Genomic DNA, 15,896 nt, shown 5'->3' on the forward strand with positions numbered 1-15,896 from the left:
AGCCTGTCACAGCCCGCGACCACCCCAGCCGCGCGGCACCGCGAGAAATCACATCCGCGACGAGACATCACGCGTCGATGGGTATCTCGTCGCGAATGTGGTGTCTCGCGCCCGCCGAGCGCGCGCCGACTCGATCAGCGCGTACGGCGCTCCCGGACGCGCATGTTGACGACGATCGGCGTGCCCTCGAACCCGTAGATCTCGCGCAGGCGGCGCTGGATGAACCGCCGGTAACCGGGATCGAGGAATCCGGTCGTGAACAGCACGAAAGTCGGCGGGCGCGTCGAGGCCTGCGTCCCGAACAGGATGCGGGGCTGCTTGCCGCCACGGAGCGGGTGAGGATGCTCGGCCACGAGCTCCGAGAGGAATGCGTTGAACTTTCCGGTCGCGATGCGCTGATCCCACGACGCCAGAGCGGTCTCCAGGGCCGGAACCAGCTTCTCGAGGTGACGGCCGGTCTTGGCCGAGATGTTCACGCGCGGCGCCCAGGCCACGTGCGCCAGATCCTGTTCGATCTCGCGCTCGAGGTAGCGGCGCCGATCCTGATTCTCCATGTCGTCATCCAGCAGGCGATCCCACTTGTTGAACGCGAGCACGAGTGCACGGCCCGACTCGAGCACCATGTCGATGATCCGCACATCCTGCTCGCTGATCGACTGCGAGACGTCGAGCACGACGACGGCGACCTCGGCTTTCTCCAGCGCGGCGGAGGTGCGCAGCGATGCGTAGAAGTCTGCGCCCTGCTGCAGGTGGACGCGGCGACGGATGCCTGCGGTGTCGACGAGCTTCCACAGCTTGCCGCCCAGCTCCACGATCTCATCGACCGGATCGCGGGTGGTGCCGGCGAGCTCGTTGACGACGACGCGCTCTTGACCAGCGGCCTTATTGAGGAGCGACGACTTGCCCACGTTCGGGCGGCCGAGGATGGCGACCCGACGCGGGCCGCCGATCTCATACGAGGCGACGGCCGAGACGGTCGGCAGCACCTTCATGACCTCGTCGAGGAGGTCGGCGACGCCGCGGCCGTGGATAGCCGAGACGGGGTAGGGCTCGCCGAGACCGAGGTTCCAGAGCGCCGCGGCCTCCGGCTCGTGGCGGGCGTCGTCGATCTTGTTGGCGACGAGGAAGACCGGCTTGCCGCTGCGGCGAAGCAACTTGACCACGGCCTCGTCGGTGGAGGTGGCCCCGACCATGGCATCCACCACGAACATCACCACGTCGCACAGGTCGATCGCGATCTCGGCCTGCGCGGCGACCGACAGATCGATCCCGCGGGCGTCGGGCTCCCATCCGCCGGTGTCCACGATCGAGAACCGCCGGTCCATCCACTCGGCCTTGTACGTCACGCGGTCACGCGTCACGCCGGGCGTGTCTTCGACCACGGCTTCGCGGCGGCCGAGGATGCGGTTCACCAGCGCAGACTTGCCCACGTTGGGGCGACCGACGATCGCGACGACCGGCAACGCCGGGAGGTACTCGATGCCGTCGAGGCCGAGCGCGTTCAGCTCGAGCAGTGCGGCATCCGCCTCATCGAGCTCGTAGTCCGCGAGGCTCGCGCGCAGCGTCGCTGCGCGCGCCTCGGCGAGGCCCTCGTCCAGCTCGGCCATCTTCTCCACGAGTCGGTCGGGACCGCCCTCGTATTCGTCTTCAGCGCTCATTGCGCGCTCCTGTCTCCGTGCGGACCACCTCGAGGATGGCGTCCACGGTCTGTTCGAAATCCAATGTCGTCGAATCGACCACCACCACGCCGGGGGCGGCGGTCATGAAGTCGACGACGGTCGAGTCGGATGCGTCGCGTCGGTGCAGCGCGGCGGCCACCGTCTCGGCATCCTGTGTGGTGACCTCGGCGCTGCGGCGCGCCGCGCGCACCTCGGGTGAGGCGGTGAGGAGGATGCGCACGGGCGCGTCCGGTGCCACGACCGTCGTGATGTCGCGGCCCTCGATGATCACGCCGGGCCTCTCGGATGCGGCCGCGAGTTCGCGGAAGAGCGTCGTCAGGCTCGAGCGCACCTCGGGTACGCGGGCGACGCCGCTGACAGCATCCGTCACCCGCGGCTCTCTGATCGCATCGGTCACGTCGATCTCGCCCACTCGCACCCAGTGCTGCTCGGCGTCGAGCGAGATCGCATAGTCGAAGTCGGAAGACGCACCCACCACCGCGGCCGGATCTGATGTGTCGGCGCCCTGGTCGAGCGCATGCCAGGCGAGCGCACGATATGCCGCGCCGGTGTCGAGGTAGTCGAAGCCGAGCCGCTGCGCTGCCTGCTTGGCGACGCTCGATTTGCCGCTGCCCGCCGGGCCGTCGATCGCGACGATCACGGCGGTTGAAGGGTCAGTCATTCGTCGTGCTCGCGATCTTCCAGCCGCGCGATTCGAGGCCCTCGACGGCGCGGCGCACGGCTCCTGGAACGACGCTGATCTCGGCGAGACCGAACTGCGCGCCGGGCGAATGCTCGAGCCGGAGGTCTTCGACGTTGACGTCGAGCTCGCCGAGCTCGCCGAAGAGCCGGCCCAGCTGACCGGGGGTGTCATCGACCATGACGACGACGGAATCGAAGCGCCGGTTCTGCCCGTGCTTGCCCGGCAGGAGTTCCACGCCCTCGTTTCCGCGGCGGATCGTGTCTGCCACCGACCGGCGCGCGCCCGGGGCGTCCGGCGAGCGCAGCGCGTCCGCCACGGCGGCCAGATCGGTGGCGACCGCGTCGAGCACATCGACCACCGGGCCGGCGTTGGCTCCGAGGATCTGAACCCACAGCTCGGGGGCGGATGCGGCGATGCGCGTCGTGTCGCGCACGCCCTGCCCTGCCAGGCGCAACGAGCTCTGCGGCGCGTCCACGAAGCGGCCGGCGAGCAGGCTCGCCACCAACTGGGGGACGTGCGAGACGAGGGCGACCGAGCGGTCGTGCTCTTCCGGCGCCATTTCGACGGGGGTGGCGCCCAGGTCGAGCGCCAGGCCTTCGACGAGTGCGAGGTCGGCGGCGGAGGTCTCCTCGTCGCGGCAGACCACCCAGGGGCGCCCGATGAAGATGTCGGCGCGTGCGGAGATGGCACCGCCGCGCTCGCGCCCGGCGAGCGGGTGCGAGCCGATGTAGTGCGTGAGGTCGGTGCCACGGGCGCGCAGTTCGCGGAGCGGCTCGAGCTTCACGCTGGCGACGTCCGTCACGACCGCGTCGGGGTAGGCGGCGAGCTCGCGCGCGATGACGTCGGCGGTGACGTCCGGGGGAACGGCGACGACGATCAGCGACGGCCGGTCGTCGGCGAGCACCGCGCGTCCGGCGCCGTAATCGATCGCGAGACGCAGCTGCGCGGGCGAGCTGTCGTCGAGCACGACGTCGACGCCCAGCGCGGTGAGGGCGTGGCCGATGCTCGAGCCGAGCAGCCCCGCTCCGACGATCCGCACGGTACCCGAGGTGCGAGGCACCAGGGGCGCGCCGATGACCTGACGGGATGCCGGCTGGTCGGCGCGCGCGGAAACGCCGGTCGTGTCGGTCACTGGGTCTCCTCGTCAGGCGGCGGCGAGTCATCAGCCGCCCGGCGCGCGAGGGTGAGCAGCGCGCCTCGCTCCACTTTAGTCAACTCGCGGGCGCGACCGACTGGGAGGCTTCCCAGGTGGAGGGGACCGAATTGCCGGCGGACGAGTTCGACGACGGGATGCCCGACCGCGGCCATCATGCGGCGCACGATGCGGTTGCGTCCCGAGTGCAGGGTGAGCTCGACAAGGGATCCGGTGCCCCGGTCCGAGCTCGACAGGAGCCTGGCCTTGTCTGCGGCGATCGGTCCGTCTTCGAGGTCCACCCCGCGGGTCAGCGCGGCGATGGTCTGCGCGGTTACGCGGCCGTCGACCTTGGCGATGTAGACCTTGGTCACGCCGAACGCGGGGTGCGCGAGGATGTGGGCCAGTGCCCCGTCATTCGTGAGGATGAGAAGGCCGCTGGTGTCGGCATCCAACCGTCCGACGTTGTAGAGGCGCTCGTCCCACTCTTCGGTGAACTGCCGCAGGTCGGGCCGGCCGCGGTCGTCTTTCATCGAGCTGACGACCCCGGTGGGCTTGTTCAGCACGACGTACCGCATCGTGGAGTCGAACTGGATGGCCGTGCCGTCGACGTCGACCAGGTCGGTCTCGGGGTCGACACGCGTGCCGAGCTCGTCCACGACCACGCCGTTCACCCGCACGCGGCCCTCGACGATGAGCTGCTCGGCGACGCGCCGCGACGCGACGCCGGCGTTGGCGAGCGCCTTGTTCAGGCGGACGCCCTCGGAGCCCAGTTCGTGATCGCTCATCGCACCACCGCTCATCGCATCACCAGATCGTCGAAGCCGTCCGCGCCGTCGTCCAGCAGCGGTGAGATGTGGGGCAGCTCGTCCAGCGAATTGATCCCGAGGTTGGTCAGCAGAGCGTCAGTGGTGCCGTAGTTGATCGCACCCGTCTCGGCGTCGGTGAACACCTCGGTGATCAGCCCGCGCCCGAGGAGGGTGCGCACGACCGAGTCGACGTTGACCGCGCGGATCGACGCGACCTGACTCCGACTGACCGGCTGCTTGTACGCGATCACCGCGAGCGTCTCGAGCGCGGCCTGCGACAGCCGTGACGGCGCCTGTGTGTTGACGAACTCGGTCACGAGGTCATCGTGCTCCGCACGCACGTACAGCCGCCACCCCCCGCCCACCTCGCGCAGTTCGAACCCGCGTCGCGGGCCGCCGGCGAGCCCGTCGTAGTCCTCCACGAGACCTTCAATCGCCTGGCGGACAGCGGGCACCGGTGCTCCGACGGCGGTCGCGAGACTCACCAGACTCTGCGGTTCTTCGACCACGAGCAGGATCGCCTCGAGTCGCCTGGCAACGGATGCTGCGTCATGAGGTCGCCTGATCCCCTCAGCGGCCGTCGCGGAAGCCTCGTCGGCGTCCGTCGCCGAATCGTGCGTGCGCGTCGATGTGTCATCGGTCATAGTCGGCTCCCAGGGTGGCGAGGTTCTCTTCGGACCATCGATCTGCGGTCCAGCGGAGGGTCAGTTCTCCGAGCGGCTCGAGCTGCTCGAACGAGAGTGCGGCGTGCCGGTAGAGCTCGAGCACCGAGAGGAACCGCGCCACGAAGATCCCGGGCTGCTCGACACCTGCCACGAGCTCACGGAAACTCAGCGAGCCCGCGGCGCGCAGCAGCGTGACGACGATCGCGGCCTGCTCACGGATGCTCACGAGCGGGGCATGCAGGTGGTCAAGGCCCACGTGCGGGATCTCGCGCGGGGTCATCGCGAGGATCGCCAGGGCTGCGAAGTCGTCTGCGGTGAGCGTCCAGACCAGTTCAGGCGTGGCGCGCCGATACTTCTCGTCGAGCCGCACCGCGCGGACGTGGCGGCGGTCTTCGGCCTGCAGGCGCGTCGCGAACCACGTCGATACCTGCTTGAACGCGCGGTACTGCAGCAGCCGCGCGAACAGCAGATCACGGGCCTCCAGGAGGGCGACGGACTCAGCATCCACGAACTCGCCCTGCGGGAGGAGACCGGCGACCTTCATGTCGAGCAGAGTGGCCGCCACGACGAGGAATTCGGATGCCTCTTCGAGCTCGGCATCCACGTCCAGCTGCCGGAGGTAGGCGATGAACTCGTCGGTGACCTTGCTGAGCGATATCTCGGTGATGTCGAGCTCGTGCTTCGAGATGAGCGTCAGCAGCAGGTCGAAAGGCCCGTCGAAGATGCCGAGCGACACGCGGAAGCCGGGTTCGGCGACCGCGGCCTGCTCGCGGGCGTCGTCGGGCTCAGCGACCCACCCCTCAGGCGACAGCACCACGAGCGACCAGCTCCCGCGCCAGCCGCAGATAGGCCTGCGCGGCTGGATGCTCGGGAGCGAACTCCGTGATCGGCATGCCCGAGACCGAGGCGTCGGGGAACTTGACGGTGCGGCCGATGACGGTCTCCAGGACATCGTCGCCGAACGCCTCGACGACTCGCTCGAGCACCTCGCGCGAGTGCAGCGTACGCGGGTCGTACATCGTGGCCAGGACACCGTCGAGTTCGATCGTCGGGTTCAGGCGGTCGCGCACCTTGTCGATCGTCTCGATCAGCAGGGCGACGCCGCGCAGCGCGAAGAACTCGCACTCCAGCGGGATCACGACGCCGTGGCTGGCGGTCAGCGCGTTCACCGTCAGGAGGCCCAGCGACGGCTGGCAATCGATCAGGATCACGTCGTACTCGGGCGCGACCTTGCGGAGCACCCGCGCGAGGATCGTCTCGCGGGCCACTTCGTTGACCAGATGAACCTCTGCCGCCGACAGGTCGATGTTGGCGGGAAGGATGTCGAGCCCCGGTGTCGAGGTCTCGACGATCACGTCATGCGGATCGCGCTTGGTGTCCAGCAGCAGATCGTAGATCGTGGGCATGTCGTGCGTCTGGATGCCGAGACCCGCCGAGAGGGCACCCTGAGGGTCGAAGTCGACGGCGAGCACGCGACGCCCGTACACCGCGAGTGCCGCGGCGAGATTGATCGTCGTCGTGGTCTTGCCGACGCCGCCCTTCTGGTTGCACAGCGAGATGATGCGCGCCGGGCCGTGGCTGTCGAGCGTCGGCGGCGTCGGGAAGCCGTGGTACGGACGCCCGGTCGGCCCCATCGGGGTACCGTCCGCAGAGACCGCCGTCGCGCCTCGTTTACTGCCCGCCACAGACTCTCCTGACTCCGTCACGGCATGTTTTGGGCCATGCCGTTTCCCGATTGTAGCGGCGAGCGGGGCCCCGCCCCGTGATGCTCGCCGAGCAGTGAGCCTGTGTCCGTGCGAGCCGGCGGAGTGGCTCAGCTCAGCGGGCGCGCGGGTGCGAGGTCGCATAGACGTCGCGGAGGGCGTCGACTGACACGTGCGTGTAGATCTGCGTGGTCGCGACCGACGCGTGACCGAGGAGCTCTTGAACGACCCGCACGTCCGCGCCGCCCTGCAGCAGGTGGGTGGCGAAGGAATGGCGCAGCGTGTGGGGCGAGATGTGCGCGGTGAGCCCCGCGCGCTCAGCGGCGCCCCGGATCACGAGCCACGCGCTCTGTCGCGACAGTGGCGCGCCGCGCGCGCCCAGGAACAGCCGCGGGCTCGCTCTGCCCCTGCGCGACAGTTCCGGTCGCGCGCGGGTGAGGTAGGCCTCGAGCGCGCTGCGGGCGTATGAGCCCACGGGGATGATCCGCTCTTTGGAGCCCTTGCCGCGCACCCGCAGTACATCGCCGTGCGAGACGTCGTCGACGTCGAGCTGGACGATTTCCGACACCCGGGCGCCGGTCGCGTAGAGCAGCTCGATCAGCGCGCGGTCGCGGATCGCGACGATATCGGCCGACGCGCCGCCCTCGCTCGCCTCCGTCGAGGGCGCCGGGCCCGAGGCATCCAGGAGCTGCTCCACCTGGTCGATCGTGAGCGCCTTCGGAAGCCGCCGCGCAGCCTTGGGCGGCCGCAGCCGGCCACTCGGATCGTCCGCCGCGATCCCCTCCCGGATGAGGTGGCGGTGCAGCCCCCGCACGGAGGACTGAAAACGCGCGAGACTGGATGCTGCGGGCGGCGGCTGCGCGGACGCCTTCTCAGCCGCGAACTCGGCGACGAGTGCGGACGTGATCTCGCGGGAATCGTCGATGCCGCGGCCATGAAGCCAGGTCAGGTACCCTGCGAGGTCGCGGCGGTACGCGGCGACCGTATGGTCGGACAGCCCGCGCTCGATCGAGATGTGCCGAAGATACTCGTCGACCGCTCGATCGAGCCGCACGTCAGCCCTCGGCGGCCGAGCGGCGCAGTCGGTCCCCATCGGCGCGGCGCAGCCGTTCCGCCGTGGCCAGGACCCCTGTCGCCAGGATGCCGTTGCGCATCCGCCCTTCGAGCACGGCGGTCACGGCATCCGCCAGCGACACCCACTCGATCCGGATGTCGGCCTCTTCCTCCGCACGGGCGTGGGCGTCGCCGTTTGAGGCGAGGCCGCGCGCCAGGAACAGGTGCACGACCTCGTCGTTGCCGCCGGGGGTCGTGAAGATGCTCACCAGCGGCTCCCAATCGGATGCTGTCAGGTCGGCCTCTTCGGCGAGCTCGCGCTGCGCGGACTGCAGCGGCGATTCGCCGTCGACATCGAGGAGCCCTGCAGGGATCTCCCAATCCCGGCGCCGGATCGGGTGCCGGTACTGCTGGATCAGCAGGACGCGCTCGTGCTCGTCGAGGGCGACGATCGCGGCCGCGCCCGGATGCTCGACGTACTGGCGCACGATCTCGCCGTCGCGGTACTGGACGGTGTCGGAGCGCACGTCCCAGATGCGACCCTCGTACACCCGCTCGCTGGCGAGGACGGGAAGATCGATCGCCTCATCGTGGAGCGATCCGGCCGGATCCGCCTCACTCATGCGCCCTCACTCATCGGCGTCGTCGAACAGCTCGCTCGCCCGATGCCGCTCGAGGGCCGCGCCGACGAGCCCGCGGAACAGCGGATGCGGCTCGGTCGGCCGCGAGCGCAGCTCAGGGTGGGCCTGTGTCGCGATGTAGTACGGGTGCACGTCGCGCGGAAGCTCGACGTATTCGACGAGGTTGCGGTCGGGCGACAGGCCTGAGAAGACGAGACCGGCCTCGGCGAGCTGGTCGCGGTAGGCGTTGTTGACCTCGTACCGGTGACGGTGGCGCTCCTCGACCCGCGCGGCACCGTACAGCTCTGCGGCGAGCGAGCCTTCCGCGAGATCGGCCGGATACAGTCCGAGGCGCATCGTGCCGCCCATGTCGCCGCCGGCGATGATCTCGACCTGCTCCTCCATCGTCGCGATGACCGGGTCGGCGGTGTCGGGGTCGAACTCGCTCGACGAGGCGTCCGCGATTCCTGCGCCGTGCCGGGCGTATTCGATGACCATGCACTGCAGGCCCAGGCACAGGCCGAGGGTCGGGATCCCCTGCTCGCGGGCGAACTGCAGAGCCCCGAGCTTTCCTTCGATTCCGCGGATGCCGAAGCCACCGGGAATCACGATCCCATCGAGCTCGCCGAGGGCCTTCGCCGCGCCCTCCGGCGTTTCGCACGCGTCCGAGGGGATCCATTTGATCGCCACCTGGGTCTCGTGCGCGAACCCGCCGGCCTTGATCGCCTCGGTGACCGAGAGATAGGCATCCGGCAGATCGATGTACTTGCCGACCAGCCCGACGGTCACCTCGTGCTTGGGGTTGTGGACTGCCTGCAGCACCTTTTCCCAGCGCGACCAGTCGACCTCGAGCGCCTTGCTGAGCCCCAGCGTGCGGACGATGTAGTCGTCCAAGCCCTGCTCGTGCAGCATGGTCGGGATGTCGTAGATGCTCGGCACGTCGACCGCGTTGACGACGGCGGCCTCATCGACGTCGCACATGAGCGCGATCTTGCGCTTGTTCGCCTCGGTGACGGGCCGGTCGCTGCGCAGCACGAGCGCGTCGGGCTGGATGCCGATCGAGCGCAATGTCGCGACGGAGTGCTGCGTGGGCTTGGTCTTCTGCTCGCCGGATGCACCCATGAACGGGACGAGCGAAACGTGCACGAAGAACACGTTCTGCCTGCCGAGCTCGTGACGGATCTGCCGCGCGGATTCGATGAACGGCTGCGACTCGATGTCGCCGACGGTGCCGCCGATCTCGGTGATGATCACGTCGGGACGTGGGTCTTCGGTGGCTTGCAGGCGCATGCGGCGCTTGATCTCGTCGGTGATGTGCGGAATCACCTGCACCGTGTCGCCGAGGTACTCGCCGCGGCGCTCGCGAGCGATCACCTGGGAGTAGATCTGACCCGTCGTGACGTTGGCGGCCTGAGAGAGCTCGATGTCGAGGAAGCGCTCGTAGTGGCCGATGTCGAGGTCGGTCTCGGCGCCGTCATCGGTGACGAACACCTCGCCGTGCTGGAACGGATTCATCGTTCCCGGATCGACGTTCAGATACGGGTCGAGCTTCTGCATGACCACGTGCAGGCCGCGGGCAGTCAGCAGGTTTCCGAGGCTGGCGGCCGTGAGTCCCTTGCCCAACGAGGAAACGACACCACCCGTCACGAAAATGTGCCGAGTCGTGCCGTCCGTATGTCCCGCGTCAGTAGTTTCCGCCACGGGCTTTGAGCCTATCAGGATCCACCCTCACACTTGCTCGCGCGCTACCGCGAGCAGCTCGCGTGCGTGGGTGAGGGCGGCATCCGAGTCGGCGAGTCCGGAGAGCAGACGCGCCATCTCCGACTCGCGCTCCGCGCCCTCCAGGCGCCGGACGCTGGATGCGGTGACCGACCCGTCACTGGCTTTGACAACGGTCAGATGGTTGCCCGCGAACGCGGCGACCTGGGCGAGGTGGGTGACCGCGATGACCTGCGACGACTCGGCGAGCCGGGCCAGGCGCCGCCCCACCTCGATGGCGGCGGCACCGCCGATGCCGGCATCCACTTCGTCGAAGACGAACGTCGGGACCGGGTCGGTCGCGGCGATCACGACCTCGATCGCGAGCATGACCCGGCTGAGCTCGCCCCCCGAAGCACCCCGTGAGACGGGACGCGGGTCGGCGCTGGGGTGCGGGGCGAGCAGGATCGCGACATCGTCGCGTCCGGCCGCGGTCGCAGCGGCCGGCGAGACGACCACGGTGAGGCGCGCGTCGGGCATCGCGAGGGCGCGCAGCTCGTCAGTGACCGCCGTGCCGAGTCTCGCCGCGGCATCGGTGCGCGCCGCCGTCAGTGCGCCCGCCACATCGTCCAGTGCAGACGCCGCGTCATCGCGTTCGCGACCGAGGCGCTCGATACGATCGTCGTCGTCGTCGAGCTCGACCAGTCGAGCAGATCCGGTCTCCACAAGCGCGAGCACGGCCTCCAGACTGCCGTGGGTACGGGTCAGGCCACCGAGGGCGGCCCGCCTCTCTTCGACCACTTCGAGTTCGTGCGGCCCCGCCTCATCGAGATCCGCGAGGTAACCCGACAGCGACGCGGCGAGGTCAGCCGCGCGGTACCCGAGATCGGCGGTCTGCGCGGCGAGGGCCTCGAGCGTGGCATCCCGTGCGGACGCGCGCTCCAGCGCCCTGCGCGCCTCGGCGAGGAGGATTCCGACATCCGGTGTATCGCCGTCGCCCGAGAGAGCATCGTGAGCGGATGCTGCGGCCAGCCGCAGATCCTCGGCATTGGCGAGTCTCTCGGCACGGTGGGCGAGCTCGATGTCTTCGCCGGGCTGCGGATCGACCTGTTCGATCGCGGCGAGCGCCTCGCGCAGGCCTTCCGCTTCGCGCGCACGTGTCTCGCGCTCAGCGGAGAGCATATCGAGTGCGCTCTGGGCGGCGCGCCAGCGGTCGAACATCGCCCGGTACTCGGCGAGGGCGGAGGTGACCGGCGTACCGCCGAACCGGTCGAGCGCGTCGCGCTGCGCCGCGGCGGAACGCAGGCGCAGCTGGTCGGACTGGCCGTGGACCACCACGAGCTCGTCGGCGAGGTCGGCGAGCACCCCGGCGGGAGCACTGCGGCCACCGACCGTGGCTCTGCTGCGCCCCTCGCTCGAGATCGTGCGCCCCACGAACAGTTCGGCGCGCCCGTCGCCGAGCGGTTCGAGCTCTCCCCCGGCCTCGCGCACGCGATCTGCAACCGGGCCGGTCTCGTCGACGATCCACACTCCGTCCACCGCGGCCTGAGCGGCGCCTGCCCGGACCGCTCCGGAATCCGCGCGCTGACCGAGCAGTAGCCCGAGGCCCGTGACGACCATCGTCTTGCCCGCGCCGGTCTCGCCCGTGATCGCCGTGAACCCCCGACCCATCGGAAGGGTCGCCTCGGCGATGACGCCGAGGTCGCGCAGGCGCATCTCTTCAATCACAGCATCTCTTCACTCACAGGGTCTCCGAAGAGCTCGCTCCTGTGATCGCCGTCGGTCCGCGCCAGCCCTCGACGGGAAGCCGGAACTTGCGAACGAGCCGGTCGGTGAAGGCGGAGGGGTGCAACCGGGCGAGCCGCACGGGGTGCTCGGAGCGGCGCACCACCACGCGGGCACCGGGCGGCAGGTCGTGGGAGCGCCGCCCGTCGCACCACAGGATCCCCGTGCCGTTCGTGCGCTCGAGCACCTCGATCGCGACGGCCGCTTCAGGGCCGACCACGAGGGGCTTGGCGAACAGCGCGTGCGCCGACAGCGGCACCACGGCGATGGCTTCGACCGTGGGCCAGATGACGGGGCCACCGGCGGAGAAGTTGTACGCCGTCGATCCGGTCGGCGTTGCGACGACGACCCCGTCGCACCCGAAGGTCGACAAGGGTCGTCCGTCGACCTCGATCACCACCTCGAGCATGCGCTCGCGGCTCGCCTTCTCGACGGTCGCCTCATTCAGCGCCCACGTCTCGTAGATGACGGAATCGGCGGAATCCTTCACCCGGACACTGAGCGCAAGACGCTCCTCGACGCGGTAGTCACGGTCGATCACTCGGCGCACCGCGTCGTCCATGTCGTCGCGTTCGATCTCCGCGAGGAATCCGACGTGCCCGAGGTTGATCCCGAGGACGGGCGCCGTGCCGTCGCGTACGAGTTCGGCCGCGCGCAGGATCGTGCCGTCACCGCCCAAGACGATCGCAAGCTCGATGTCGGCGATATCGACGTCGACCCCGAGCGTTCCCGTGCCCGGCGGCAGCGTCATCGCCGCCGAGAGATCGTCGCGGTCGTCCGGGCTGAGCACCGGACGCGCTCCGGCGGCGACGAGCGCCGACATCACCCGCTCGGCGGCGTCCACCGTATCGTCACGTCGAGCGTGCACGACGACCAGGATGCTGCGCTCGTCGCTCATCGTTCTCCCGCCAGTCGGCTCACGGTGCTCAACCATTCTGTCGGATTGCTTCCGCGATGAACGGCCAAGTGCGCCACGAACTCGGCGTTGCCGTGCGTGCCCAGCAGTGGGGAGGAGATGATGCCGGCAGTCTGCAGACCCGCGTCCCACGCCGACCAGAGCACCCCCGAGACGGCATCGGCGCGGGCCGCAGCATCCGTCACCAATCCGCCCTTCACCGCAGTGCGCCCGACCTCGAACTGGGGCTTGATGAGCAGCACGGCGTCGGCGCCGGGTGCAAGGACGCTGCGGATCGGGGCGAGCACGTGGGCCAACGAGATGAAGGAGAGGTCGGCCGTCACGATCGACGGAAGGGCGTCGACCCCCGACGCGTCACGCAGCGTCTCGGGCGAGAGGTCGCGGGCGTTGAAGCCCTCGATCGCGATCACGCCGGGATCGCCTGCGATGGATGCCACGAGCTGGCCGTGGCCGACATCCAGGGCGATCACCGGCGCGGCGCCGCGCTCGCGGAGCACCTGAGTGAATCCTCCCGTCGAGGCGCCGAGGTCGAGCGCCGAGCGCCCGGCGACATCGATGCCGAACGCGTCGAGCGCGGCGAGGAGCTTGTGCGCCGCGCGGCTGACGTAGTGGTCGGCGCCCGCGACCACCAGCGCCGCATCATCGGCGACCGGGGTCGAGGGCTTGACCACTCCTCTGCCGTCGACGGTGACCAGGCCCTGCGCGATGATCGCCGCGGCGTGTGTGCGGGATCGCGCGAGCCCACGTGCGGCCAGGGCCGCATCGAGGCGCTGAGTCACGCGTGCGGACCGGACTCGAGTCGCGCAGCGAGCTGCTCGTGCAGCGCGGCGTACGCATCGGCGCGAGCGGAGAGCGGCTGGCCCTCGATGACGCGCAACCGGCTGAGCAGTTCTGGGGCCGCGGTGAGATCCGCCACCGGCTCGGCTTCGGCACTCGCTCCGTCGGACATACCGCCAGGATACGCGGCGCCGCGCGAATCGCGGGTCAGGGGCGATGGAACGGGTCGTCGTACAGGCGCTCGGGCACACGGAACCCGAAGATCGCGCGACCACTCGCCCAGATCGCCGCGGCACCGGCCCGGACGAGATCGATCGGCCGGTCGCCTTCGCTGACGATCCGCACATCGGCGCCGTCGATCCGGACGGCAGCGCCGCCGACCGTGGTCACGTCGCCCGAGACCTTGACCTTCGGATACGGCTGGTCGAGTTCGCGCAGGTCGCCGAGGATGAAGGTGGGACGCGAGCCGGGCGGTGCCGCTAAGACGTGCTTGGGCCGATCGATACCGGTCAGGACGAGTGCCGAGGCGATCCCGGCCCGCTCGGCTCCGAGAATGTCGGTGTCGAGCCGGTCGCCGATGAAGAGTGGATGCTGGGCCTCGAACCGAGCGACGGCTTCGGCGAAGATCGGCGTCTCAGGCTTGCCTGCAACGGTCGCGAGGCGGCCGACCGCGGTGTGCACAGCGGAGACGAGCGTGCCGTTGCCCGGCGCGATGCCCCGCGACTGCGGGATCGTCCAGTCGGTGTTGGTGGCGATCCAGGGGATGCCACCGTCTTCCTCCGGAGTCTTCAGCGCGTACGCGGCTTCGGCGAGCTGTGCCCACCCGACTTCGGGGGCGAAACCCTGCACGACGGCGGCGGGGGAATCGTCGGCACTGCGCGTGACGGTGAATCCTGCCTTCTCCACCTCGACGACGAGTCCTTCACCGCCGACCACGAGGATCGTGGCCCCGGGCGCGACCCGATCGATCAGCAGGCGCATCGCGGCCTGAGGACTGGTGACGATGTCGCGCGCCGTCGTGTGGAGACCAAGCTCATTGAGGTGGGCGGCGACCGAGGCATCCGTCCGCGACGCGTTGTTCGTGATGTAGCCGATGCGGCGGTCGCGCCCAGCGGCGTTGAGGCTCTCGATCGCGTGCGGTAGCGCGCCGGCGCCAGCGTAGACCACTCCGTCGAGATCGGCCAGCACCACATCCACGCCCTCGAGGGGCGTGGCACCGCCACGGGTGAAGCGGTCGCGCAGCGCCATCAGGCGCGGTCTCCGTCGTCGGTGCCTTCGGTATCCGCTTCCGCGACTGCCTCGTCCTCGAGTTCGTCCTCGTCGAGTGCATCTTCGAGCACGTCCTCGATCGCGATCTCCTCGAAGACCTCTTCCACGATCACGACTTCACGATCCGCGTCGTCGTCGGCAGCATCCAGTGCCTCAGCGGCGACGACTGCGCGGCGGCGCCACTCACGTGCTTCGTCTTCGCGGCCGAGCTCTTCGAGCACCGTGCCGCGCGCGGCGAACAGCGCGGGGCTCCACTCGAATGCGACATCGGGATTCAGTTCCGGAATGTCGAGTTCTTGGAGGGCTCGCTCGGGCTCTCCGAGATCGAGGCGGGCGCCGGACATCGCGATCGCGAGCTCGACCCGCACCTGGGCGGGCAGCGTCGACCGATCGACCGAGCGACCGAGCTCGAGACCGCGATCAGGACGGCCGACCCCACGCTCGCTGTCGACCATGAGGGGAAGCTGATCGTCTTTGCCAGAGATGCGACGGTAGGTGCGCAGCTCGCGCAGCGCGAGCGCGTAGTCGCCGGTGGTGTACGCGGTGATGGCGAGCGTCTCGCGGACGATCGCAATGCGGCCGGCGCGCCGCGACGCGGAGATCGCGTGGGCGTGGGCGAGTTCCGCGTCTTCGTCGATGAGTCGCGACGCCATCGCCAGATGACGCGCCACCCATTCGGCGTTTTCTTTCGTCAGAGTCTTCAGCTCATTGCGTGCACCGCCGTTGAGATCCTGGGGCAGCACATCGTCGGGAATGAGCGGGTCGTCGTGACGTGCGCGTACCGGACGCAGGTCTTCGCCCTCGCGCTCAGGCCGGTCACGGCCCGCTCGCGGAGCGTGCGTGCGGTCGCCGTCGCGAGGCGGATAAGACTTACGCTCCCCATCCCGCGGCGGATAAGACTTACGCTCCCCATCCCGGCCGGCGTAAGGCTTACGCTCGCCGTCACGCGGCGGATACGACTTACGCTCCCCATCCCGAGGCGGATACGACTTACGCTCCCCATCCCGGCCGGCGTAAGGCTTACGCTCCCCATCCCGCGGCGGATACGACTTCCGCTCCCCATCCCGCGGCGGATACGACTTCCGCTCCCCATCCCGCGGCGGATACG

General features: G+C 69.5%; 16 protein-coding genes. All 16 read right to left on the reverse strand.

What is annotated here, in order from left to right:
- Window positions 1-134 precede the first annotated feature (134 nt).
- Window positions 135-1,658: a ribosome biogenesis GTPase Der gene (gene der, locus ACFE6Z_RS05185; protein WP_375384597.1), complete on the reverse strand. Its 1,524-nt coding sequence runs from the start codon at window positions 1,656-1,658 to the stop codon at window positions 135-137.
- The gene (cmk, locus tag ACFE6Z_RS05190) at window positions 1,648-2,340 is read right to left on the reverse strand and encodes a (d)CMP kinase (RefSeq protein ID WP_375384598.1); all 693 of its coding nucleotides are present in this window, start codon (window positions 2,338-2,340) and stop codon (window positions 1,648-1,650) included. The genes der and cmk overlap by 11 nt, the downstream gene beginning before the upstream one ends.
- On the reverse strand, window positions 2,333-3,436 hold the full coding sequence (locus ACFE6Z_RS05195) for a prephenate dehydrogenase (protein WP_375384662.1): 1,104 nt from the start codon (window positions 3,434-3,436) through the stop codon (window positions 2,333-2,335). The genes cmk and ACFE6Z_RS05195 overlap by 8 nt, the downstream gene beginning before the upstream one ends.
- A gap of 53 nt (window positions 3,437-3,489) precedes the next feature.
- The gene (locus ACFE6Z_RS05200; RefSeq protein WP_375384599.1) at window positions 3,490-4,296 is read right to left on the reverse strand and encodes a pseudouridine synthase; all 807 of its coding nucleotides are present in this window, start codon (window positions 4,294-4,296) and stop codon (window positions 3,490-3,492) included.
- A complete protein-coding gene (gene scpB, locus ACFE6Z_RS05205; RefSeq protein WP_375384600.1) occupies window positions 4,293-4,946 on the reverse strand; it encodes an SMC-Scp complex subunit ScpB in 654 nt (217 codons plus the stop codon). Before scpB ends, ACFE6Z_RS05200 begins: the two co-directional genes overlap by 4 nt.
- Complete coding sequence (locus ACFE6Z_RS05210) at window positions 4,936-5,703, reverse strand: segregation and condensation protein A (RefSeq protein WP_375384663.1); 768 nt, start codon at window positions 5,701-5,703, stop codon at window positions 4,936-4,938. Before ACFE6Z_RS05210 ends, scpB begins: the two co-directional genes overlap by 11 nt.
- Window positions 5,704-5,767: 64 nt before the next feature.
- Entirely contained in the window at window positions 5,768-6,601 is an 834-nt protein-coding gene (locus ACFE6Z_RS05215; protein ID WP_375384601.1) for a ParA family protein, read from the reverse strand.
- Window positions 6,602-6,785: 184 nt separating this feature from the next.
- Complete coding sequence (gene xerD, locus ACFE6Z_RS05220) at window positions 6,786-7,724, reverse strand: site-specific tyrosine recombinase XerD (RefSeq protein WP_375384602.1); 939 nt, start codon at window positions 7,722-7,724, stop codon at window positions 6,786-6,788.
- Between the two features lies 1 nt (window position 7,725).
- On the reverse strand, window positions 7,726-8,346 hold the full coding sequence (locus tag ACFE6Z_RS05225; protein WP_375384603.1) for an NUDIX domain-containing protein: 621 nt from the start codon (window positions 8,344-8,346) through the stop codon (window positions 7,726-7,728).
- Window positions 8,347-8,352: 6 nt separating this feature from the next.
- Complete coding sequence (locus ACFE6Z_RS05230; RefSeq protein WP_375384604.1) at window positions 8,353-10,044, reverse strand: CTP synthase; 1,692 nt, start codon at window positions 10,042-10,044, stop codon at window positions 8,353-8,355.
- Window positions 10,045-10,071: 27 nt separating this feature from the next.
- Window positions 10,072-11,769: a DNA repair protein RecN gene (gene recN, locus ACFE6Z_RS05235; protein WP_375384605.1), complete on the reverse strand. Its 1,698-nt coding sequence runs from the start codon at window positions 11,767-11,769 to the stop codon at window positions 10,072-10,074.
- A 13-nt stretch (window positions 11,770-11,782) separates the two neighbouring features.
- Window positions 11,783-12,724 (reverse strand): NAD kinase, encoded by a 942-nt coding sequence (locus ACFE6Z_RS05240; protein WP_375384606.1) that lies wholly within the window; start codon window positions 12,722-12,724, stop codon window positions 11,783-11,785.
- The gene (locus tag ACFE6Z_RS05245) at window positions 12,721-13,521 is read right to left on the reverse strand and encodes a TlyA family RNA methyltransferase (protein ID WP_375384607.1); all 801 of its coding nucleotides are present in this window, start codon (window positions 13,519-13,521) and stop codon (window positions 12,721-12,723) included. Before ACFE6Z_RS05245 ends, ACFE6Z_RS05240 begins: the two co-directional genes overlap by 4 nt.
- A complete protein-coding gene (locus ACFE6Z_RS05250) occupies window positions 13,518-13,691 on the reverse strand; it encodes a hypothetical protein (protein WP_375384608.1) in 174 nt (57 codons plus the stop codon). Before ACFE6Z_RS05250 ends, ACFE6Z_RS05245 begins: the two co-directional genes overlap by 4 nt.
- A gap of 35 nt (window positions 13,692-13,726) precedes the next feature.
- Window positions 13,727-14,767: an HAD-IIA family hydrolase gene (locus tag ACFE6Z_RS05255; RefSeq protein ID WP_375384609.1), complete on the reverse strand. Its 1,041-nt coding sequence runs from the start codon at window positions 14,765-14,767 to the stop codon at window positions 13,727-13,729.
- Entirely contained in the window at window positions 14,767-15,459 is a 693-nt protein-coding gene (locus ACFE6Z_RS05260) for a hypothetical protein (RefSeq protein WP_375384610.1), read from the reverse strand. The genes ACFE6Z_RS05255 and ACFE6Z_RS05260 overlap by 1 nt, the downstream gene beginning before the upstream one ends.
- Window positions 15,460-15,896: the final 437 nt, after the last annotated feature.

Source organism: uncultured Microbacterium sp. (assembly GCF_964244775.1).
Lineage (GTDB): Bacteria > Actinomycetota > Actinomycetes > Actinomycetales > Microbacteriaceae > Microbacterium.

What these genes read in the sequence shown, in the direction of transcription:
- der (WP_375384597.1), bottom strand. Translation starts at nt 1,658, where the DNA reads ATGAGCGCTGAAGACGAATACGAGGGCGGTCCCGACCGACTCGTGGAG.
- cmk (WP_375384598.1), bottom strand. Translation starts at nt 2,340, where the DNA reads ATGACTGACCCTTCAACCGCCGTGATCGTCGCGATCGACGGCCCGGCG.
- ACFE6Z_RS05200 (WP_375384599.1), bottom strand. Translation starts at nt 4,296, where the DNA reads ATGAGCGGTGGTGCGATGAGCGATCACGAACTGGGCTCCGAGGGCGTC.
- scpB (WP_375384600.1), bottom strand. Translation starts at nt 4,946, where the DNA reads ATGACCGATGACACATCGACGCGCACGCACGATTCGGCGACGGACGCC.
- ACFE6Z_RS05215 (WP_375384601.1), bottom strand. Translation starts at nt 6,601, where the DNA reads ATGGGGCCGACCGGGCGTCCGTACCACGGCTTCCCGACGCCGCCGACG.
- ACFE6Z_RS05225 (WP_375384603.1), bottom strand. Translation starts at nt 8,346, where the DNA reads ATGAGTGAGGCGGATCCGGCCGGATCGCTCCACGATGAGGCGATCGAT.
- ACFE6Z_RS05240 (WP_375384606.1), bottom strand. Translation starts at nt 12,724, where the DNA reads ATGAGCGACGAGCGCAGCATCCTGGTCGTCGTGCACGCTCGACGTGAC.
- ACFE6Z_RS05250 (WP_375384608.1), bottom strand. Translation starts at nt 13,691, where the DNA reads ATGTCCGACGGAGCGAGTGCCGAAGCCGAGCCGGTGGCGGATCTCACC.
- ACFE6Z_RS05255 (WP_375384609.1), bottom strand. Translation starts at nt 14,767, where the DNA reads ATGGCGCTGCGCGACCGCTTCACCCGTGGCGGTGCCACGCCCCTCGAG.